The following is a 19,946-nucleotide window of genomic DNA, read 5'->3' as shown; positions in this document are numbered from 1 at the left end:
ACCCGCCCCCGTACCGAGCCGGAGACCGCCGTGAGCTACGAGGTCCAGAAGTCCGACGCCGAATGGCGCGCCCAGCTGTCCCCGGAGGAGTACCACGTGCTCCGCGAGGCCGGCACCGAGCGGCCGTTCGTCGGCGAGTACACCGACACCAAGACCGTCGGCGTCTACGCCTGTCGGGCGTGCGGCGCCGAGCTGTTCAGCAGCGAGACGAAGTTCGACAGCCACTGCGGGTGGCCGTCCTACTACGCGCCGCTGGCCGGCGACTCGGTGGAGTACCTGGAGGACACCAGCCTCGGCATGCGCCGGGTCGAGGTGCGCTGCAAGAACTGCGGCTCGCACCTCGGGCACGTCTTCGAGGGCGAGGGGTACGGCACCCCGACCGACCAGCGGTACTGCATCAACTCGATCTCGCTGACCCTGAAGCCGGCCGAGTAGGCCGCGGCACGCCGCGCGAGGGCCCTTCCCGGGCGGCCGGGGAGGGCCCTCGCGCGTCCGCTCAGGCCCACCGGGCGCGGAGGAAGCCGAGCAGCGCGGCGTTGAAGCGCTCGGGCCGCTCGGCGCCCGGGAGGTGGCCGGCGCCGGGGACGACGACCAGCTCGGCGTGCGGGACGAGGGCGGCGATCGCCTCGGCCTCGGCGACGGGGGTGTAGACGTCGTCCGCGCCGACCAGCAGCAGGGTGGGGACGGTGACGGCGCGCAGGCTGTCGCGGTAGTCGGGGCGCTCGGCCCGGCCGCGCAGCGCGGCGGCGGCGCCGCGCGGGTCGGTGGCCCGCATCATGCCCAGGACGCGGGCGGCCGTGTCGGGCAGGGCGGTGACGTTGTGGGGGGCGAGCATCTTGTCGATCACCTCGTCCGCGTAGCCGGCCATGCCCTCGGCGAGCAGCCGGTCGGCGAGCCGGTTGCGGTACGCCCGGCCCTCGGCGGTCTCGGCGGGGGCCGAGGTGTCGGAGAGCACCAGGGCCAGCAGCCGGTCCGGGTGGCGGAGGTGGAACTCCATGGCGATCTGGCCGCCCATCGAGACGCCGCCGACCACCGCCCGCGCGATGCCGAGGTGGTCGAGCAGCGCGGCGGCGTCGTCGGCGAAGTCGGCGAGCAGCACCCGGCCGGGCGTCACCTCGCTCGCGCCGTAGCCGCGCAGGTCGGGGGTGAGCACCCGGTAGCCGGCCGCGCCGAGCGCGCGGGCCTGCGGGGCCCACAGCGTGCGGTCGAAGGGGTGCCCGTGCAGCAGGACGACGGGGACGCCGTCCGCGGGTCCGTGGTCGTCGTAGTACAGCGTGCTGCCGTCGACCGTGTGGTGCGGCGTGCTGCCGTCGACCGTCGCGCGGCTCATCCCGGGCCTCCCCCGTCTCGCTCCCCGGGGGCGCGGTCCGCCGGTCCCGGGTGGTCCGGCCAGGGTAGGGCGGCGGGTGCCGGGGGCGCCCGTCGGCGTGGAAGACTGATCCTCTTCCGAACGGGTCTTGGGACGTGGGTGGGGCGGGCGTGGCACGGCGGCGGTCTTCCGGGGTGTGGTCGGTACTGGCGGAGGCGCAGCGCGAGCAGCACCGCCGGGCGGAGGCGCAGCGCAGGGCGGCGGAGGCCGCGCAGCGCGAGAACGAGCGGGCGCGGCGGGAGGCGGCCCGGGGCGAGCGCGAGGCGCTGAGGGCGTACCAGCAGGGGCGGGAGTCGGACGCGGCCCGGCGCAGTGCCGAACTGGACGGTCGGGTGGCCGAGTTGCGCGGGGTGCTGGCGGCGGGGCTGGCCGGCCCGGGGTTCTCGCTGGCGGTGCCGGAGCGGCCGGTGGTGCCGCCGTTCGACCCGGGTCCGCTGGGCGTGCCGGTGCCGATGCCGGACCGGAACTGGTACCTGGTGCCGCCCCCGGCGGGTCCGCAGGCGTACCAGCCGGGCGCGCACCGGCAGTGGGAGGAGCGGTCGGCGCGGGCCCGGGCGGAGTTCGAGCACGACTGGCAGGCGGCCTGGGCGGCCGAGCGGGAGCGGCAGCGGCGGCTCGCCGACTACCGGGCCCAGTACGACGCGTGGGCGGCCGAGCGGCACCGGCTGCTGGCCGGGCAGTCGGCGCAGGCGGGGCGGTTGGCCGAGCGGCTGCGGGCGGGCGAGGCGGCGGCGGTCGCCGAGTACTTCGAGGCGGTGGTCGACTGGCGCGAGGACTGGCCGGACGGCTTCCCGGCGGACGGCGAGACCTCCTGGGACGCGGCCGCCCGCCGGCTGGTGGTGCGCTGGGAGCTGCCGCCGTACGAGGTGGTGCCGGCGGTGGGCCGGTACCGGTACGTCCGCTCCGACGACCGCGAGGACGCGGTGGCCCGGCCGGTCGGGCAGCGCCGGGAGCTGTACCGGGAGGTGCTGGCGCAGAGCGCGCTGCGGGTGCTGGCGGAGGTGTTCCGGGCCGACACCGGGGGGCTGCTCGGCTCGGTGGGCCTGAACGGCGTGCTGGTGGCCACCGATCCGGCGACCGGGCGGGACGGCGAGCGCTGCCTGCTGGCCGTGGAGGTCGGCCGGGAGGCCTTCGCGGGCCTCGCGCTGGACCGGGTCGCCGCGGTGGACTGCCTGGTCGGCGCGCTGGGCGGGCGGCTCTCGGCCCGGCCGGAGAGGGCCGAGCCGGTCGCCGAGGTGCCGGTCTCGGTCGAGCCGGCGGCGGCCGCCGTCGCGCCGGTGCCCGCGGCGGGCGGCGAGGGGCCGGACCTGTTCGAGATGGACCCGCTGGAGTTCGAGGAGCTGATCGCCGAGCTGTTCCGCCGCCGGGGCCTGCGCACCAGCACCACCGCGCGCAGCGGTGACGAGGGGGTGGACGTGCTGGCCGAGGACCCGGACCCGATCACCGGCGGGAAGATCGTCATCCAGGCCAAGCGCTACCGCAGGACCGTCCCGCCGAGCGCCGTCCGCGACCTGGAGTCGACCATGCGGCGGCAGGGCGCCAACCGGGGCATCCTGGTCACCACGGCGGGCTTCGGCCCCGGTTCGCGCAAGCACGCCGAGGGCCAGCCGCTCACCCTGGTAGACGGGCCGATGCTGGTGGAGCTGCTGCGCGAGCAGGGCCTCCCGGGCCGCCTCGGCCCGGCGGTGCCGGCCCGGCGCGCCTCCCCCGCGGTCGAGTTGACGCCGGGCCAGAACCTGGTGCTGCCGCACGACGAGCTGCGGGTGCTGTTCCGGGCGGGCGGCGCGGCGGCCGACCTGACGCTGCTGCTGCTCGCCGCGGACGGCAGGGTCCGGCGGGACGAGGACTTCGTCTTCTACCACCAGCCGAGCGCGGAGGGCGGCGCCGTCACCCTCCGCCCGGACGAGCGCGGCGCGACCGTGCGGACCGGCCGGCTCCCGGACGCGGTGCGGCGGGTGGCGGTCTCGGTCAACCTGGACGCGGACGGCGACGGCACCTGCGCGGACCTGGTCGACCCGGCGGTGGAGCTCTCCTGCGGCGACGGCCGCTGGGTGTTCCGCCCGCCGGCCGACCCGGCGGTCTCCGCGATGCTGGTCGCCGAGGTCTACCGGCACCCGGCCGACGGCTGGAAGCTCCGCGCGGTCGGCCAGGGCTGGTCGGACGGCCTGGCGGGCCTGGCCCGCGACCACGGCGTGGACGTCGCGTAGGTCCTGCGGCCCGGGCCGGCGGCGGGGCCCGGCGGTCAGCCGCCCAGGGCGCGGGTGTGCTTCCACTCGGTGGCGCACTCGCGGTAGCCGAACCAGGCGTTGACGGCGAGCATGGGCGCGTTGCCGGCGTCGTTCTGGGTGTAGGCGGCGGTCAGGCCGCGGGCCTTGGCCCGGTGTAGCGAATGGGCCTTGGCGAGCTTGGCCAGGCCGCGGCCCCGGTGGCCGGAGCGGGTGGTGGTGAAGGCCGACCAGTAGGTGCCGCGGCCGTCGGTCTGGGCGGCGGCGAAGGCCACCGCCTCGCCGTCGGCGACGACCACCGTGGTGAGGGTGCGGTCCTGGTCGGGGCGCTGCCAGATCTCGGCGAGCCAGCTCTCGTACGACTGGTCGTCGAGGACGAGGTCGCCGGGTTCGGCGCGGGTGCCGTCGATGTCGACCAGGTAGACCGGGTACGGGTCGTCCAGGAAGTCGGCGGCGGTGCGCAGTTCGACGCCGGGCGGGGTGGGCGGCAGCGGGGGCAGCGGGGCGGTCAGGTCGAGGCCGGCGAAGCGGCCGACCCGGCCGCTGCGGCGGTAGCCGCGGGCGGCGGCGAAGTCGAGCGCCTCGGGGGTGTCGTCGACCCAGCTGTGCGCGTCCCGGACGCCGAGGCCGGCGAGCTCCCGCTCGGCGGCGGCGAGCAGGGCGGTGCCGACGCCCGCGCCGCGGTGCCCGGGGAGCACGCTGACGTTGAGGAACCCCTGGTGGGGGGTGGTGCTCTCGGTCACCGGGCCGAACCGGGCGGTGCCGACGACCCGGCCGGCCCGCTCGGCGACCAGCAGGTGGTAGTGCGGCAGGTCGGCCTGCCAGGTGACCACCTCGGGCGTGGTGACCAGGTGCGGGCGGCCGGCCCGGTAGGCCTCGGCGGCCCCGGCGGCGTCGGCGGGGGTGAACGGGCGGATGTGGTACGGCTGCGAAGTCATAGGCATGCCACGTTAGTCAGTCGTTCGTCCGTGCGCTGCTGAATTTCCCCCACCCGCCCCGATCGGTGTTCAGCGGAGCGGAAAGCTCAAGTTCAGCTCTGAGTTTCCGTTGTCCCGCTTGGCATCGGCGCGCGATGGACACACCCTCGACAACGGGGTCCCGCGTGACCGGAAAACCCCGTGAAAGGGGGTGGAAATATGTCTTCGTCCGTTATTCCGCGCTTGGGCACCGGGCTGGGCTGGCGGCCCGAGATCGACACCGCGGTGGAGCGCCTGCCCGGGCTCGACTGGGTGGAGGTGGTCGCCGAGAACGTGTGCGCCGACCACCTGCCGCCCTCGCTGGCCGAGCTGCGCGCCCGGGGCGTCACGGTCGTCCCGCACGGCGTCTCGCTCGGCCTGGGGGACGCCGCCGAGCCCGACCCGGCCCGCCTGGCCCGGCTGGCGGGCGTCGCCGAGGCGGTGGGGGCGCCGCTGGTCAGCGAGCACCTGGCGTTCGTCCGGGCGGGCGGCCTGGAGGCCGGGCACCTGCTGCCGGTGCCGCGCACCCGGGAGGCGCTGCGGGTGGTGGCCGCGAACGTCCGGATCGCCCAGCGGGAGCTGCCGGTGCCGCTCGCGCTGGAGAACATCGCCGCCCACCTGGCCTGGCCCGACGACGAGTTGACCGAGGCCCAGTTCCTCGCCGAACTGGTCGAGCGCACCGGCGTCCGCCTGCTGGTGGACGTCGCCAACCTGCACACCAACCGCGTCAACCTGGGCGTCGACCCGACCGCCGAGCTCGACCGGCTGCCGCTGGAGGCCCTCGCCTACGTGCACGTCGCCGGGGGCGTCGAGCGCGACGGCGTCTGGCACGACACCCACGCCCACCCCGTCACCGCGCCCGTGCTGGAGGTGCTGGCCGCGCTCTGCGCGCGGGCCGACCCGCCCGGGGTGCTGCTGGAGCGGGACGGCGGGTACCCGCCGCCCGCCGAACTGTCCGCCGAACTCGACGCCATCCGCCGCGTCCAGCACCTCCACCGCAGGGAGACCGCCCGTGTCTGAACAGCACGAGTACCTGATCCGCGACCGCGCCGACGCCGAACTCGCCCTCGCCCGGGTCCACCTGGCGCACCGCCAGGAGCGGCTGCTGGCCGCCCTGGTGGCCGACGCGCCGCCGCCGCCCGGGTTCGACCCGGAGCAGCTGCGGATCCAGGCCGAGGGCCTGCGCGCCAAGCGCCGGGAGACCGTCGGCCACCTGCTGCCGGAGCTGCCCGAACTGCTCGGCCCGGACTTCGCCCCGCTGTTCGCCCGCTACGCGGCCGGCCGGCCGCTCACCGGCGGGCACCGCGCGGACGCCCGGGCCTTCGCCGAGTGGGCGCTGGCCGCCGAGCCCGCCGCCGCCTGGCAGCCCGCGCTGCGCCGCCTGCTGCGCCCCGCCGCCTCCCGCTGGGGCCGGCTGCTGCCGCGCCGCGCCCGCGCCGCGCACCCGGCGCCGAACCCGTAGCCCCGAGCCCCGCTCCATCGAATCCGAAAGGAACCACGGGGGATGTGGAACCACCTGTTCGTCCTGGCGGTCGCGCTGGTCGCGCTCGCCCTCACCACCGTCACCGTCTTCAACGCGCGCAGCCGCCGGGTCACCGACCCGCTGGGGCTGCCCGGGCGCGGCCAGTCGCTGTCCGAGGTGGCCTTCCTGGCCGGCGGGCCCGCGCGGGTGGTCGACACCGTGCTGGTCCGGATGGAGCGCGAGGGCCGGCTGGTGATCTCCCGGGCCCGCCGGGTCACCGTCACCGACGACCGGACGGCCGATCCGGTCGAGCGCGTCCTGATCACCGCCGTCGGCGGCCGGGCCGGGCGCGACCTGGCCGTGCTGCGCGCCTCCGTGCCGGGCAGCCCCGAGGTGCAGAAGATCGGCGACGGGCTGGCCGCCCGCGGCCTGATGCGGAACCCGACCGCGCTGCGGGCCGCCTGGCGGGCCCGGCGGCTGCTGGTGCTGGCGCTGGTCGTCACGGTGGCGTTCGGCGCGGCCGACACCCTCCGCTGGCTGGGCGACCCCGACCGGTACAACACCTTCCCGCCGTTCCTCCCGTACGCGGTGCTGGTGCTGTTCACGGTGGTCAGCCTGGTCGTCACCCGTCCCCGCCGGGGCCGGGTCACCCCGGCGGGCCTGCGCCAGCTGCAGCTGGTCCGCGGCAGCACGGCCTGGCGGCCCCGGGAGGTGGCGGCCGAGCACGCCGAGCTGGTGGGCGCGTTCGCCCTCGACGGCTCCGCGGCGCTGCGCGGGTCCGGGCTGGAGGCGCTGCGCGAGGCGTTCACCGGGCCGTACCACTTCACCCTCGGCAAGCCCTCCGGGCGCTCCGGGCGGGACTCCGGGTCGTCCGGCGCGTGGGACTCCGCGGCCGGGGCGGGGGCGGGCGCCGCGGTCTGGTGCGGGTCGTCCACCTCCTCCTGCGGGTCGTCCGGGCACTCCGGGGGCCACTCGGGCGGACACTCGGGGGGTCACTCCTGCGGCGGGTCCTCGCACTCGTGCGGCGGCGGCGGGCACTCCTGCGGCGGCGGATCGAGCTGCGGCGGGGGTTCGAGCTGCGGCGGGGGCGGCTGCGGCGGCGGTTCCTGAGCGTCCGGCGGACGTCCGCCGGACGTCCGCCGCGTCACAGTTCGGTATCGCGGCGCGGGGATTCGTTCCGTTTCCGCCGCGCACAGGACTAGAACAAAAACCATGTGGGTGTTGCTGCTGATCCCGTCCTGTGCCGCCGCGGTGCTCTCCTGCCTCCGCCTGGTACGGGTCGCCGCGATCGCGGACGCCGCCGCCGGGCGGGTCCCGGAGCCCGCCGCCGGCTCCGGCCGCCCGCCGGGCTTCGGGCTCTACGAGACCGCGTACCTGGCCGGCGGCCCCGCCCGGGTGGTGGACCTGGCCCTGGTCCGGATGGCCGGGGTCGGGCGGCTGCACCTCGCGCACACCGGCTGGACCACCGTCGTCGACCCGCGGGGCCGCGGCCGCCTGGAGCGGGCCCTGATCGGCGCGATCGGCCCCGAGGGCCAGTGCCGCACCGCCCAGTTGAAGGCGACGCTGGCCGCGCACCCCACCGTCCGGGACATCGGCGACCGGCTGGCCCGGGCCGGGCTGGCCACCCCGGCCGTGGTCCGCGACCACGCGCTGCGGGCGGTCCGGCAGGTCCGGTACGCGCTGCTCGGGGCGGGCGCGATGCTGCTGCTCACCGTCCTGCTCAGCGGGACCGACGCCGAGGCCGCCCGCACCGCCGTCGCCTGGTACGCGCTGCCGCTGGTGCTCACCGGCGGCACCCTGCTGATGGCCCGGGTCGACGTCCACGCCTACACCGCGTGGGCCGCCCCCGCCGGCCAGACCCTGCTGCGCGCCCTCCCCTGCCGGCACACCGCCGGCACCGACGACGACCTGCTCACCGCCGTCGCCATCTCCGGCCCGGCCGCCGTCCGCGACCCGCGCCTGCGCGCCGCGCTCGACTCCTGACCGCGGGGCCCGGAACGGCCGGGAGCCGGGAGCGTCGGAACGCTCCCGGCTCCCGGGGCCCGTGCCGCCCTGCCGCCGTCCTAGGAGAGGCCGGCCAGCAGGTCGGCGACCGGCTTGCGGCGGCCGGTGAAGAAGGGGACCTCCTCGCGGACGTGCAGGCGGGCCCGGGAGGGGCGCAGGTCGCGCATCAGGTCGACGATGCGGTGCAGTTCGTCGGCCTCGAAGGCGAGCAGCCACTCGTAGTCGCCGAGCGCGAAGGAGGCGACGGTGTTGGCGCGCACGTCGGGGTAGCCGCGGGCCATCATGCCGTGCTCGGCGAGCATCGCCCGGCGCTCCTCGTCCGGCAGCAGGTACCACTCGTAGGAGCGGACGAAGGGGTAGACGCAGACGTACTCGCGGGGCCGCTCGTCGGCGAGGAACGCCGGGATGTGCGACTTGTTGAACTCGGCGGGGCGGTGCAGCGCCATGTTCGACCAGACCGGCTCCAGCAGGCGGCCGAGGCCGGTGCGGCGGAAGCGGTTGTACGCCTCCTGCAGGTCGTCGGAGTCCTCGGCGTGCCACCAGACCAGGATGTCGGCGTCGGCGCGCAGGCCGGAGACGTCGTAGGTGCCGCGGACGACGACGTCCTTGGCGGCGAGCTGCTCGAAGAGGGCGTCGACCTCGGCGGTGAGGGCGGTGCGGTCCTCGGGGAGGGCGTCCTTGAGCTTGAACACCGACCACATGGTGTAGCGGATGACCTGGTTGAGGTCGCGGGCCTTCTTCTTCACGGGCTGCTCAGTGCTTTCGGTCATGGACCCATTGTCCCTTCTGAACGGGTGCCGCCGGCGCCGGGGGTGAGGTGCTCGGCGGCGCGCCGGGCGCCGCCGATGACGGCGGGGATGCCGACGCCGTCGTACGCGGCGCCGCAGACCGCGACCGCGCCGAGCGCGTCCAGGTGGGCGCGGATCCGGGCGACCCGGTCGAGGTGGCCGACCGGGTACTGCGGCAGTCCGGCCCGCCAGCGGGTGACGGCGTGGTCGTACGGAACGGCCCGCAGGCCGACGGCGGCGCGCAGGTCGGCGAGCGAGCGGGCGACGAGTTCGGCGTCGTCCAGGTCGAGGGCGGCGTCCTCCCGGTGCCGGCCGAGCGAGGTGCGCAGCAGGAACGCATCGGGGGCGGAACGCTCCAGCCAGCCCCACTTGTTGCTGGAGAAGGTGGAGGCCTTGATGCCGCGCCGGTCGACCGGCGGGACGAGGAAGCCGCTGCCGGTGAGCGGGCTGTCCGCGAGGTCGGCGCGGCGGAAGGCCAGCGTGACCAGGGCCATCGACGCGTACTCGACGGCGCGCAGTTCGGCGGCGGCGGCGGGGGCGTCGGCGGCGAGCAGCGCGGCGGCCTGCGGGGCGGGGACGGCCAGCACGACGGCGTCGGCGGCGAGTTCGCGGCCGCCGGTGGTGACCCGCCAGCCGTCGGGGGTGCGGCGCAGCGCGTCGACCGGGTGGCCGGTGAGCAGCTCGGCGCCGTGCGCGCGACCGTGCGCGGCGACCGCTTCGGGGAGGGTGCCGAGTCCGCCGCGCAGGCCCTGGAAGACCGGTCCGGTGGCGGTGGCGCGGGCGGTGAGTTCGCCGATCGCGGCGGTCAACGAGCCGCCCTGCCGGGCGAGTCGCAGCAGCTGCGGGACGGCGGCGCGGATCGAGATCTCGTCGGCGTGCCCGGCGTACACGCCGCCGAGCAGCGGTTCGACCAGCCGCTCGACCACCTCGCGACCGAGCCGTTCGGCGACGTAGCGGCCGATCGGGGCGTCCTCGCCGATCTCGGCGGGCCGCTCGTGGCGGGCCCGTTCCAGGCCCGCGGGGGTGAGCACGTCGGAGGCCGCGAGCGCGTCCAGGTCGCCGGGCACGCCCATGAGTTGGCCGCCGGGCAGCGGGCGCAGGCCCTCCCTGGTCCAGATCGCGGCCTTGGCGGTGGTCGGCGGTTCGAGCTGTTCGCCGAGGCCGACCAGCCGGGCCAGTTCGACGGCTTCGGGGCGGCGGGCGAGCATCGACTCGGCGCCGAGGTCGACCCGGACGCCGCCGACCTCGCCGCCGCGCAGCTTCCCGCCGAGGCGGGCCGACGCCTCCAGCACGGTGACCCGCACCGCCGCGTCCGAGAGGAACGCGGCCGCGGCCAGGCCCGCGATCCCGCCACCGATGACCACGACGTGAGGTTTCGCCATGCCCGTCAGTCTCCCAGTCCTTATCCGGTTCCCGCGGATCGGCCCCCGGCCGCGTCGAGACCGGGACGAGTCCGGGGCGTGATCGATCCGGTACCCCGGGTGCGGGTCCGGTCCGGGGGCCGCCGCGTCACAGAGCCGTGGGGGCGGGCGGTCGGCCCGCCCCGGTGCACGGGGAGGAAACGGAATGGACCTGCGGGTGCGCAGAGCGGGCGCGGCGGGGGCCCTGGCGGCGGTGCTGCTGCTGGCCGGGTGCGGGGCGGACTCCGACGGCTCGGGGGCGACGACGTCGGCGGTCGGCCCGGCCGCGGCGGCCGACGGCCGGGACGCCGCCGCGCCGGAGGGCGCGGGCGCGGCGGCGGTCGCGCCGGGCAAGGGCGACGCGACGCCCGGGGGCGCGTCCGGCGCGGCGGGCGCCTCCGGTGCGACCGGCGCGCCGGGGGTGCCTGCCGTGACGAACCGGCAGATCGCGTACCAGGCGAAGCTGACGCTGCGGGTCGACGCCGTCGACGGCGCCCGCGCGAAGGCCGTCGACCTGGTCACCCAGGCGGGCGGCTACGTCGCCGGGGAGAACCTGCGCGGCGGGCCGGGCGACAGCAGGCAGGCCACGCTGACCCTGAAGGTCCCGTCCGCGTCCTACCAGACCACCCTGACCGGGCTCGGCGGGCTCGGCACCCAGCTGGGCCTGAGCAGCCAGGCCGACGACCTCACCGACCGGATCGCCGACGTCGACAGCCGGCTGAAGTCGATGCAGGCCAGCGTGGACCGGGTGCGGGCGCTGATGGCGGGCGCGAAGAGCCTGGCCGAGGTGGTCTCGCTGGAGAGCGAGCTGACCCGCCGCGAGTCCGACCTGGAGGCCCTGCAGCGGCAGCAGCAGGGGCTCACCGCCCGGACGTCCCTGTCGACCGTGACCCTGGAGCTGGTGACGCCCTACCAGGCCGCCCACGTCGAACGGAAGAAGCCGGCCACCGGCTTCTGGGCCTCCGTCGGCCACGCCCTCGCCGGCGGCTGGCACGCCCTGGTCACCCTGGTCCGGGTCGTGCTGACGGTGCTGGCCGCCGCCGCCCCCTTCCTGCTGCTGCTCGCCCCGCTCGGCTGGCTCCTCCGCAGGCGCCTGCGGCGCGCCCCGAAGGCCCCGGTCCTGCCGCCCCAGCCGACGCACGCACCGCGCACCGAGGAGTAGCAGCCCCCTCTCCGGGCCCTTCGGGGGCCCGGGGGCCCGGGCGGGGGCCCGGGCGGGGGCCCGGGCGGGGGCTGGACGCCGGAGCCCTTCGGAGCGTCCGTGCTGCCGCGTGCCGTCGGAGGACCGGCCCCCGGAACGAGGCAGCGCTCCCGTCCCCCGGTCACCCCTCCTTCCTGGTGGCGCGGAGCGCCGCCAGCCCCGCGCAGCCCGCGGTGAGCAGCGCGCAGAGCAGCGCCGTCGCGGTGAGCGGGAGCCACGGGAGGGTGAGCGGCGCGGGGGCGCCCTCCCGGTGGAGGGCCGCGTTCATGGTGGCGAGGGTGGTGAGGGTGGCGGCGGTGCCGAGCAGCGCGCCGACGCCGGTCACCAGCAGCGCCTCGGCGGTGACCAGCCGCAGGACCCGGCCGCGGGTGGTGCCGACCAGCCTGAGCAGGGCGAGTTCGCGGCGGCGGTCGGTGGTGGTGGTGAGGGCGGTGTGGACGAGGGCGATCGCGGTGTAGAGCAGGGCGAGCCCGAGGACGGCGACGATCCGCCTGGTCCGCCGGGGGTCGGCCTCGGGGTCGCGGGTGTCGAGCCAGGCCCGCCGGGTCTCGGCGGTGGCGCCGTGCGCGCGGGCGGCGGCCGCGACCGCGTCCGGGTCGGCGCCGCGGACGTCGATCCGGTCGGTCCGCGCGGCGGGGGCGTTGCGCGGGGTGACGTACACGGGGTGGGCGCCGGTGCCGTCGCGCAGCACGGCGGCGACCCGCAGCTCGCGCCGGGTGCCGTCGGCGAGCACGACCGGGACGCGGTCGCCGACCCGCGGCCGCGCCCACTCCTCGGCGAGCACCACGCTGTCGTCGTCGAGCGCGGCCGGGTCGCCGGCGGCGACGGGCAGCCGGGTGGTGGCGGTCAGCGCGGCGGGGTCGGCGACGGCCCGGCCCTCGGTGCGGACGGCCGTCCCGTCGCGTTCGACGACCGCGAGCCGGGTGGTGGCGCTCGGTGAGACGACCGCCCCGGGCAGCGCCCGCACCGCGGCCACCAGGGCGTCCGCACGCTCCGGGTGGTCGGGGTCGGGGGTGAGGAGCTGGTCGGCGGTGACGGTGGCACGGGCTTCGGCGGCCTGCGCGGCGGCGACGGTGGCGGGGGCGCCGACCAGGGTGCCGGTGAGGGCGACGGCGAGCAGGACGGGAGCGGCGGTGGCGCCGGTGCGGCGGGCGCCGCCGAGCGCGGCGGCCCGCACCAGCCGGGGCGGGCGGACGGCGGGGGCGGTGAGCAGCCGCAGCAGCGGGCGGGTCAGGGCGGGGGCGAGCAGCGCGGCGGCGGAGATCAGCAGCATCGGCTGGAGGGTGTAGGTCTTGCGGTGCAGCAGCTCGGCCGGGTCACCGGCCAGCGCGGCGGCCACCACGGCGGCGTGGCAGCCGAGCAGGGCGAGGCCGCCCAGCCAGCGGCCGGCGGTCATCACCTTCAGGTCGACGTCGACCACGCGGAGCGCTTCGAGCGGGCGGACCCGTCCGGCCCGCCAGGCCCCGACGGCGGTGCCGGCGAGGGCGACCAGCGGTCCGGCGCAGAACGCGGTGAGCAGTGGCCAGCCGGGGGCGCCGGGGTGGAAGCCGGCGGGGGCGAGGCCGGCGGCGGTCAGCGCGCGGGCCAGCGCGGGGGCGGCGGCCCGGCCGAGCGCGCTGCCGGTCGCGGCGGCGAGCAGGCCGAGCAGCAGCGCCTCCAGCAGGACGGTGCGGGCGAGTTGGCCGCGGGTGGCGCCGGCCAGCCGGAGCAGTCCGAACTCGCGGCGGCGCCGGGCGACGGCGTAGGAGGAGGTGGAGGCGACCACGAACCCGGCGGTGAACAGGCTGACCCCGCCGGTGGTGCCGAGTTGGGCGATCAGCGCGGTCCGGTCCTCGCCGGGCGGCAGTCCGACGGCGGCGGCGAGGCCGAGCAGGCTCACGGCGATCAGCGCGGTGCCGAGGGCGAGCGCGGTGAACGCCCCGAGCAGGGCGGTCCGTCCGGCGTGCAGGGAGCGGACGGCGATCCTGGTCAGTGCGGAGGTCATGGGACGTCAGCCAACCGTCGCGGGGGCGTTCGCGCAGTGGGGCCGGCTGCACCGGAAAGAGTGGAGGCAGCTCTACCGACGCGGGGCGGGGCGCCGGTCTAGGGTCGGTCCGAGTGGAAGGGGGGCACCGTGACCGACTGGTGGCGGGCGCTGCGCCGGCCGGGGTTCCTGTGGTCGGCCCGGCCGTGGCGTTCGGCGGCGTACCTGCTGGCGTGCGCGCTGGCGGGGGCGGTGCTGTGCGTGGTGCTGCTGCTGTGGGCGGTGGTCGGCGGGGTGCTGGCGCTGCTGGTGGTGGGGGTGCCGGTGCTGGCGGCGCTGCCGTTGGCGGGGCTGCCGTTCGGGGCGTGGGAGCGGCGGCTGCTGCGGTTGGCGGGCGGCGCGGTGCCGGCCGACCCGCACCGGGTGCCGGCCGAGCCGGGCCCGCGGGCCTGGCTGCGGGTGCGGTACGGCGAGGCGGCGACCTGGCGGGAGGCCGGCGGGGCGGTGCTGTCGGCCTTCCTGCTCTGGCCGTTGGAGCTGCTGGTGGTGGCGGGCGCGCTGCTGCTGCCGCTCTGGCTGCTCGGCACGCCGCTCCTGCTGGCGCGGGACGGCGAGCAGGTGAACGTGCTGAAGGTGTGGCAGCTGCACGAGCCGTGGCAGGCCTGGGCGGTGGCGGCGGCGGGCGCGGCGCTGCTGGCGGTCGCGGGCCACGCGCTGACGGCGGCGGCGGGTGCCCGGGCGGCGCTGGCCCGGGTGCTGGTGGGCGGCCGGGAGCGGGTCGGCGAGCTGGTCCGCTCCCGGGCCCGGCTGGTGGACGCGTTCGAGGCCGAGCGCCGCCGGATCGAGCGCGACCTGCACGACGGCGCCCAGCAGCGGCTGGTGGCCCTGTCGATGTCCCTGGGCCTGGCCCGGCTGGACGCGCCGGCGGAGGGTCCGCTGGCCGGCCGCCTGGCCGCGGCCCACGCCGAGGCGGACGCGGCGCTGGCCGAGCTGCGCGAGCTGGTGCACGGCATCCACCCCCGGGTGCTGGCCGACCGCGGCCTGCCCGACGCCTGCGCCGACCTGGCCGACCGCTCCGTCCTGCCCGTCGCGGTGGACGTCGCCCTGCCGGGCCGGCTGCCCGCCCCGGTCGAGTCGGCGGGCTACTTCGCGGTCGCCGAGGCGCTGGCGAACGCGGCCAAGCACGGCGGCGCGACGGCGGCCCGGGTGGCGGGCCGCTGGTCGGAGGGCCGGCTGCTGCTGGAGGTCTCGGACGACGGCGCGGGCGGCGCGGACCCGTCCGGCGGCTCAGGCCTGACCGGGCTGGCCGACCGGGTCGCGGTGGTGGACGGCAGACTGTCCGTCAGCAGCCCGCCGGGCGGCCCGACCCTGCTGCGAGTGGAGATCCCGTGCACCCCGACGCCAGCCCCCCGCTCCGCCTCGTCCTCGCCGAGGACTCCGTCCTCCTCCGCGAGGGCCTGACCGGCCTGCTGGAGCGCTTCGGCCACACCGTCGCGGCCGCCGTCGACACCGCCGGGGCCCTGCTCGCCGCCGTCGCCGAGCACCGCCCGGACCTGGTCCTGACCGACGTCCGGATGCCGCCCGGCCTCAGCGACGAGGGCCTGCGCGCGGCCCTGCGGCTGCGCGCCGAGCGGCCGGGCCTGCCGGTGCTGGTGCTCAGCCAGTACGTGCAGCGCTCGTACGCCGCCGACCTGCTGGCCAGCGGCGACGGCTCGGGCGTCGGCTACCTGCTCAAGGACCGGATCGGCCACGTCGAGGAGTTCCTCACCGCGGTGGCCTCGGTCGCTGCGGGCGGCACCGTGGTCGACCCGGAGGTGGTCCGCCGGCTGCTGGCCCGCCGCCGCGACCCGCTGGAGCGGCTCACCCCCCGCGAGCGCGAGGTCCTCGAACTGATGGCCCGCGGCTGCTCGAACGCGGAGATCTGCCGCCGCCTGGCGGTCTCCGAAGCGGCGACCGCCAAGCACATCGGCAACATCCTGCTCAAGCTCGACCTGCCCCCGGCCGAGGACACCCACCGCCGCGTCCTGGCGGTCCTCGCCTACCTCGGCGCGGAGGACTGAGCCGAGCGGCCGGCCCTTCAGCGGGCGCTGGCCTCGTGGACGAAGGCGACCAGCCGGGTCAGCGCGTCCGGGTCCATGCTGGGCATGACGCCGTGGCCGAGGTTGAAGATGTGGTGGCTGCCGCCGAGGGCCTGGGCGGCGTGCAGGACCTCGCGGGCCTTGGTCTCCACCACGTGGGTGGGGGCGTACAGGACGGCGGGGTCGAGGTTGCCCTGGAGGCCCTTGCCGGGGCCGACCCGGTTCGCGGCCTCGTCGAGCGGGACGCGCCAGTCGACGCCGACGATGTCCGCGCCGGCCTGGCCCATCAGGCCGAGGAGTTCGCCGGTGTTGACGCCGAAGTGGATCCGCGGCACGCCGTAGGGCTCGACCGCGTCGAAGACCTTCGTGCTGGCGGGCAGCACCGAGCGGCGGTACTCGTCGGGGGCGAGCGCGCCGGCCCAGGAGTCGAAGAGCTGGACCGCCGAGGCGCCGGCCTCGATCTGGATCTTCAGGAAGGTCGAGGTGATCTGCGCGAGCCGGTCGACGAGTTCGGCCCACAGCTCGGGCGCGCCGTACATCATCGCCTTGGTGTTCTCGTACGACTTCGACGGCCCGCCCTCGACCAGGTAGCTGGCCAGCGTGAAGGGGGCGCCGGCGAAGCCGATCAGGGGGGTGGCGCCGAGTTCGGCGACCAGCAGGCCGACCGCCTCGGTGATGTAGGGCATGTCGTCGGGGTCGAGCGGGCGCAGCCGCTGGAGGTCGGCGGCGGTGCGGATCGGGTCGGCGATGACCGGGCCGACGCCGCCCTTGATCTCGACGTCGATGCCGACGGCCTTGAGCGGGACGACGATGTCGGAGAAGAAGATGGCGGCGTCCACCTTGTGCCGGCGCACCGGCTGCAGGGTGATCTCCTTGACCAGTTCGGGCCGCATGCAGGCGTCGAGCATCGGGATGCCCTCGCGCACCTTCAGGTACTCGGGCAGCGAGCGGCCGGCCTGCCGCATGAACCACACGGGGGTGTGCGGCACCGGTTCGTTGCGGGCGGCGCGCAGGAAGACGGAGTCGTACGCGGCGCCGCGGGGCCGCTGACCGGACTGGGCTGCGGGGGTCTCACTCACGGGTCACATCCTCGCACGCGGCCGGTGCTCCCCCGCCCGGACGGGTGTCGTGCGCAGGCAAAACGGACACCTCGGGCGGCGGCCCTCCGGCCGGTGTCCACGGCCCGGCCGATTTCCGGGTTTTCGGCACGCCGGGGGCACGAAAGTGCTCGGCTTACGGGTCCGCGCCGCCTAGGCTTCCGGTCATGGCAGCGGTCGGCGGGCAATCCGCGCAGGGTGGGGGAACGGGCAGGGAGTCGGCGCCGATCGAGTTCCGCGACGCGGTCGAGGCGCTGACCGGGGCGCGGTTGCGCCCCGAGGTGCGGCTGTCCCCGCAGCCCGCCCCCCGCCGGTTGGCCCCGTACGCCTTCGCGCTGTCCGCCTCGGTCGAGGTGGACGGCGAGGAGCTGGCGGACGGCACCCTGGTGCTGCTGCACGACCCGTCGGCGCCGGAGGCGTGGAGCGGGGACTTCCGGGTGGTCACCATGACCCGGGCCGATCTGGAGCCGGAGATGGCGGGCGACCCGCTGCTCTCCGAGGTCGGCTGGAGCTGGCTGCTGGACGCGCTGCAGGCGCACGTCGCCGGGTACGCCGAGCCGTCCGGCACGGTGACCAGGTGCCACTCGCAGTACTTCGGCGCGCTGGCCGAGCGCGGTGCGTCCACCGAGATCGAGCTGCGGGCGTCCTGGACGCCGGGCGACCGCCGCTTCGAGCGGCACCTGGCCGCCTGGGCGGACCTGCTGTGCGTGTGCGCGGGGCTGCCGCCGTCCGCGCCCGCGCCGCTGCCGGCCGACGGTCCGGGCGTGCTGGGCGGGGTGGTGCCGATGCCGGCCCGCCGCCGGCCGCGCAACTCGCACTGACCCCTTCCCTCCCGCTCCTCCGGCGCGCCCCGGGGTCGGGCGCCGGGCCTTCCGGACACCCCAGGGGGACAACCCCGCGCTTTGGGACCGGTGCCACCCGCAGGACTGACGGAGTGTGACTTCACGGCCACTCCGGGTCAATTACCCGCACGTTCGCGACCGCCGAAGGGCTGTTCGTGATCGAATCCGTGCGATTTCCAAGCATGTCGTACCGGTCACCTGCGCGATTTGTCCGTATTGTTACTCACCAGATCGTGATCACCCGCTAAAGCCGGGCACGGTTGATGCCGAAGGTGTCAGTGACCCTTTCCAGACGCGGAACGCTCCGACCGCCCCCTCGGGGTTCGTCCGCCACTCCCTCCGGAGGCCCCAGGTGTCGGTCCTTCTCGAGCACCCCGCAAGCGTGGTCGCCTACCGTCCGACGAAGCCCACCGCCATGGTGGTCATCGCAGATCCCCGAGTCCGGAACACGGTGACCCGGCATCTATGGGCGCTCGGCGTCCGCGACGTCATCGAGGTCTCCTCGATCGCCGAGGCCCGTCCCCGGGTCTCCACCCCGCGCGACATCTGCATCGCCGACGTCCACCTCCCGGACGGCTCCGGCCTGACCATCCTGGCCGAGACCCGCGCCGCGGGCTGGCCCAACGGCCTGGCGCTGTCCGCCGCCGACGACATCGGCGCGGTCCGCTCGGCGCTGGCCGGCGGCGTCAAGGGCTACGTGGTGACCGGCACCCGCACCAACATGCCGATGCCCGGCCGTCCCGGCCTGCCGATCGGCGCCGGCCTGGCGGGCCGGATGCGCCGCCCCGGCCTCCCCGGCCACCACCACCCGGGCGCGCCCGGCCACCACGGCGCCCCCGGCCAGCCCGGCGCCGCTCCCGGCGCCCCGGGCGCGCCCGGCGCGCAGCCGTCCGCCTACCGCGAGCTGTCCGGCCGCGAGGTGGAGGTGCTGCGGCTGGTCGCCGAGGGCCAGTCGAACAAGGCGATCGGCGTGGCGATGGGCCTGTCGGCGCTGACGGTGAAGAGCCACCTGGCCCGGATCGCCCGCAAGCTGGGCACCGGCGACCGGGCAGGCATGGTGGCCGTGGCGCTGCGCACCGGCATCATCCACTGACCCGCATCGTCGCTGGTGGCGGCCCGGAGGAACGTTTCCTCCGGGCCTTCGCCGTTCCCGCCGGCCTCCCCCGCGTGACGTCCCGTCAGCCGGGCCGGCCGCCGCACCGGGCCGGGAGCCGAACGGGCCGCCAACCCGGGCTGGCATATGTCCGAACGTGGTCCGACCAGTCAGACAACACTCCCGGCGGCGACGCACGACGTACCCTTGGGGGGTGACCGACGCCGTAGCCTCCATCCCCGAAGAGACCGCCCCGGTTCCGCTCCTCGAACCCAGGGACGGACTCCCACCGGTGGTGTCGGACGACGCGGCCCTCGCCGCCGTCGTCGAGGCCTTCCGCGGCGGCACCGGACCGGTGGCCGTCGACGCCGAGCGGGCCTCCGGCTACCGCTACGGCCAGCGCGCCTACCTGATCCAGCTGCGCCGCCAGGGCGCGGGCACCGCGCTGATCGACCCGATCGCCTGCCCGGACCTGACCGGTCTGAACGCGGCGCTCGCCGACACCGAGTGGGTCGTGCACGCCGCCACCCAGGACCTGCCCTGCCTGTTCGAGGTCGGCATGCACCCCGGCGTGCTGTTCGACACCGAGCTGGCCGGCCGGCTCGCCGGGTTCCCCCGGGTCGGCCTCGGCCCGATGACCGAGAACGTGCTGGGCCTGTCGCTGGCCAAGGAGCACTCCGCGGTCGACTGGTCCACCCGCCCGCTGCCCGAACCCTGGCTGCGGTACGCCGCGCTGGACGTCGAGGTGCTGGTCGACCTGCGCGACGCACTGGAGGCCGAGCTCGACCGGCAGGGCAAACTCGACTGGGCGCACCAGGAGTTCGCGGCGCTCGCCGCCGCGCCCCGGCCCGCCCCCCGGGTCGACCCCTGGCGGCGCACCTCCCAGCTGCACAAGGTCCGCCGCCGCCGGCAGCTGGCCGTGGTCCGCGAGCTGTGGCTGACCCGCGACCGGATCGCCCGCGAGCGGGACGTCTCGCCCGGCCGGGTGCTGGCCGACACCGCGATCGTGAACGCCGCGCTCGCCATGCCGCTCAACGCGCCCGCGCTGGTCGCCGTCCAGGGCTTCGGGCCCCGGGTGAACCGCCGGCAGCTCGACCAGTGGCTGGCCGCGATCGAGCGCGCCCGGGAGATCCCGGAGTCCGCGCTGCCGCCCGCGACCGCCCCGCACGACGGGCCGCCGCCGCCCCGGGCCTGGGCCGAGAAGGACCCGGTCGCCGCGGCCCGGCTCAGCGGGGCCCGCGCCGCCGTCGCCGCGCTCGCCGAGCGGCACCACCTGCCCGCGGAGAACCTGATCACGCCCGACCTGGTCCGCCGGGTCTCCTGGGAGCCCCCGGCCGAGCAGGACGCCGGGGCGATCGCCGCCGCGCTGCGCGCGCTGGGCGCCCGGGCCTGGCAGACCGAGCTGGTCGGACCGGCGCTGGCGGAGGCGTTCCGGGAGGCCTCCGCCTGAGCCGCCCGCGGGGCCCGG

At 76.9% G+C, this 19,946-nt stretch carries 16 protein-coding genes and 1 pseudogene; 11 read left to right on the top strand and 6 right to left on the bottom strand.

The genetic code is table 11. The annotated features are described in order from the left end of the window. Positions 1-30 precede the first annotated feature (30 nt). The gene (gene msrB, locus ACZ3J7_RS17825; RefSeq protein ID WP_014138594.1) at positions 31-435 is read left to right on the top strand and encodes a peptide-methionine (R)-S-oxide reductase MsrB; all 405 of its coding nucleotides are present in this window, start codon (positions 31-33) and stop codon (positions 433-435) included. 61 nt (positions 436-496) lie between these two features. On the opposite strand, the gene ACZ3J7_RS17820 is transcribed toward msrB, so the two are convergent. Continuing rightward, positions 497-1,330, bottom strand: coding sequence for an alpha/beta fold hydrolase (locus tag ACZ3J7_RS17820; RefSeq protein ID WP_465621761.1), 834 nt, complete (start codon positions 1,328-1,330; stop codon positions 497-499). A 173-nt stretch (positions 1,331-1,503) separates the two neighbouring features. Here ACZ3J7_RS17820 and ACZ3J7_RS17815 point away from each other — a divergent pair, with 173 nt between their 5' ends. Continuing rightward, entirely contained in the window at positions 1,504-3,576 is a 2,073-nt protein-coding gene (locus ACZ3J7_RS17815; protein WP_465621759.1) for a restriction endonuclease, read from the top strand. Positions 3,577-3,611: 35 nt separating this feature from the next. Here ACZ3J7_RS17815 and ACZ3J7_RS17810 read toward each other — a convergent pair whose 3' ends face one another. Continuing rightward, positions 3,612-4,532, bottom strand: coding sequence for a GNAT family N-acetyltransferase (locus ACZ3J7_RS17810; protein WP_465621757.1), 921 nt, complete (start codon positions 4,530-4,532; stop codon positions 3,612-3,614). A 198-nt stretch (positions 4,533-4,730) separates the two neighbouring features. Between ACZ3J7_RS17810 and ACZ3J7_RS17805 the strand changes: the two are divergent. The 3 genes and pseudogenes from ACZ3J7_RS17805 to ACZ3J7_RS17795 all read left to right on the top strand — a co-directional run bounded on the left by ACZ3J7_RS17805 (position 4,731) and on the right by ACZ3J7_RS17795 (position 7,995). Next, positions 4,731-6,012 (top strand): annotated as a pseudogene (locus tag ACZ3J7_RS17805) (MbnB/TglH/ChrH family RiPP precursor modification enzyme). A 42-nt stretch (positions 6,013-6,054) separates the two neighbouring features. Then, positions 6,055-7,122, top strand: coding sequence for a TIGR04222 domain-containing membrane protein (locus ACZ3J7_RS17800; protein ID WP_465621755.1), 1,068 nt, complete (start codon positions 6,055-6,057; stop codon positions 7,120-7,122). A gap of 102 nt (positions 7,123-7,224) precedes the next feature. Beyond that, positions 7,225-7,995 (top strand): TIGR04222 domain-containing membrane protein, encoded by a 771-nt coding sequence (locus ACZ3J7_RS17795; protein WP_465621753.1) that lies wholly within the window; start codon positions 7,225-7,227, stop codon positions 7,993-7,995. A gap of 80 nt (positions 7,996-8,075) precedes the next feature. Here the strand turns inward: ACZ3J7_RS17795 and hemQ are convergent, their stop codons facing one another. Beyond that, positions 8,076-8,786 (bottom strand): hydrogen peroxide-dependent heme synthase, encoded by a 711-nt coding sequence (hemQ, locus tag ACZ3J7_RS17790; RefSeq protein WP_465621751.1) that lies wholly within the window; start codon positions 8,784-8,786, stop codon positions 8,076-8,078. After that, positions 8,783-10,186: a protoporphyrinogen oxidase gene (gene hemG / locus ACZ3J7_RS17785; protein WP_465621749.1), complete on the bottom strand. Its 1,404-nt coding sequence runs from the start codon at positions 10,184-10,186 to the stop codon at positions 8,783-8,785. The genes hemQ and hemG overlap by 4 nt, the downstream gene beginning before the upstream one ends. A gap of 184 nt (positions 10,187-10,370) precedes the next feature. Between hemG and ACZ3J7_RS17780 the strand changes: the two genes are divergently transcribed. Beyond that, positions 10,371-11,366: a DUF4349 domain-containing protein gene (locus tag ACZ3J7_RS17780; RefSeq protein WP_465621747.1), complete on the top strand. Its 996-nt coding sequence runs from the start codon at positions 10,371-10,373 to the stop codon at positions 11,364-11,366. 160 nt (positions 11,367-11,526) lie between these two features. Here the strand turns inward: ACZ3J7_RS17780 and ACZ3J7_RS17775 are convergent, their stop codons facing one another. Then, positions 11,527-13,389, bottom strand: coding sequence for an FtsX-like permease family protein (locus ACZ3J7_RS17775; protein ID WP_465621745.1), 1,863 nt, complete (start codon positions 13,387-13,389; stop codon positions 11,527-11,529). A 129-nt stretch (positions 13,390-13,518) separates the two neighbouring features. Between ACZ3J7_RS17775 and ACZ3J7_RS17770 the strand changes: the two genes are divergently transcribed. Both ACZ3J7_RS17770 and ACZ3J7_RS17765 read left to right on the top strand, forming a co-directional pair. After that, positions 13,519-14,829 (top strand): sensor histidine kinase, encoded by a 1,311-nt coding sequence (locus ACZ3J7_RS17770; RefSeq protein WP_465621743.1) that lies wholly within the window; start codon positions 13,519-13,521, stop codon positions 14,827-14,829. Next, positions 14,757-15,428: a response regulator gene (locus ACZ3J7_RS17765; RefSeq protein WP_465621741.1), complete on the top strand. Its 672-nt coding sequence runs from the start codon at positions 14,757-14,759 to the stop codon at positions 15,426-15,428. The genes ACZ3J7_RS17770 and ACZ3J7_RS17765 overlap by 73 nt, the downstream gene beginning before the upstream one ends. A 17-nt stretch (positions 15,429-15,445) precedes the next feature. Here ACZ3J7_RS17765 and hemE read toward each other — a convergent pair whose 3' ends face one another. Next, positions 15,446-16,525 (bottom strand): uroporphyrinogen decarboxylase, encoded by a 1,080-nt coding sequence (gene hemE, locus ACZ3J7_RS17760; protein WP_465621739.1) that lies wholly within the window; start codon positions 16,523-16,525, stop codon positions 15,446-15,448. 185 nt (positions 16,526-16,710) lie between these two features. On the opposite strand from hemE, the gene ACZ3J7_RS17755 reads away from it, so the two are divergent. The 3 genes from ACZ3J7_RS17755 to ACZ3J7_RS17745 all read left to right on the top strand — a co-directional run bounded on the left by ACZ3J7_RS17755 (position 16,711) and on the right by ACZ3J7_RS17745 (position 19,928). Further along, positions 16,711-17,364 carry a DUF3000 domain-containing protein gene (locus ACZ3J7_RS17755; protein ID WP_465621737.1) on the top strand — a complete coding sequence of 218 codons (654 nt, stop codon included), beginning with the start codon at positions 16,711-16,713 and terminating at the stop codon, positions 17,362-17,364. Positions 17,365-17,737: 373 nt separating this feature from the next. Next, the gene (locus tag ACZ3J7_RS17750) at positions 17,738-18,478 is read left to right on the top strand and encodes a LuxR C-terminal-related transcriptional regulator (RefSeq protein WP_014138581.1); all 741 of its coding nucleotides are present in this window, start codon (positions 17,738-17,740) and stop codon (positions 18,476-18,478) included. 214 nt (positions 18,479-18,692) lie between these two features. Beyond that, on the top strand, positions 18,693-19,928 hold the full coding sequence (locus tag ACZ3J7_RS17745) for an HRDC domain-containing protein (RefSeq protein WP_465621734.1): 1,236 nt from the start codon (positions 18,693-18,695) through the stop codon (positions 19,926-19,928). Positions 19,929-19,946 lie beyond the last annotated feature (18 nt).

The organism is Kitasatospora sp. NPDC015121, assembly GCF_055562955.1.
The sequence above is the reverse complement of the archived record's forward strand: the minus strand, read 5'-3'. Positions and strand labels throughout refer to the sequence as shown.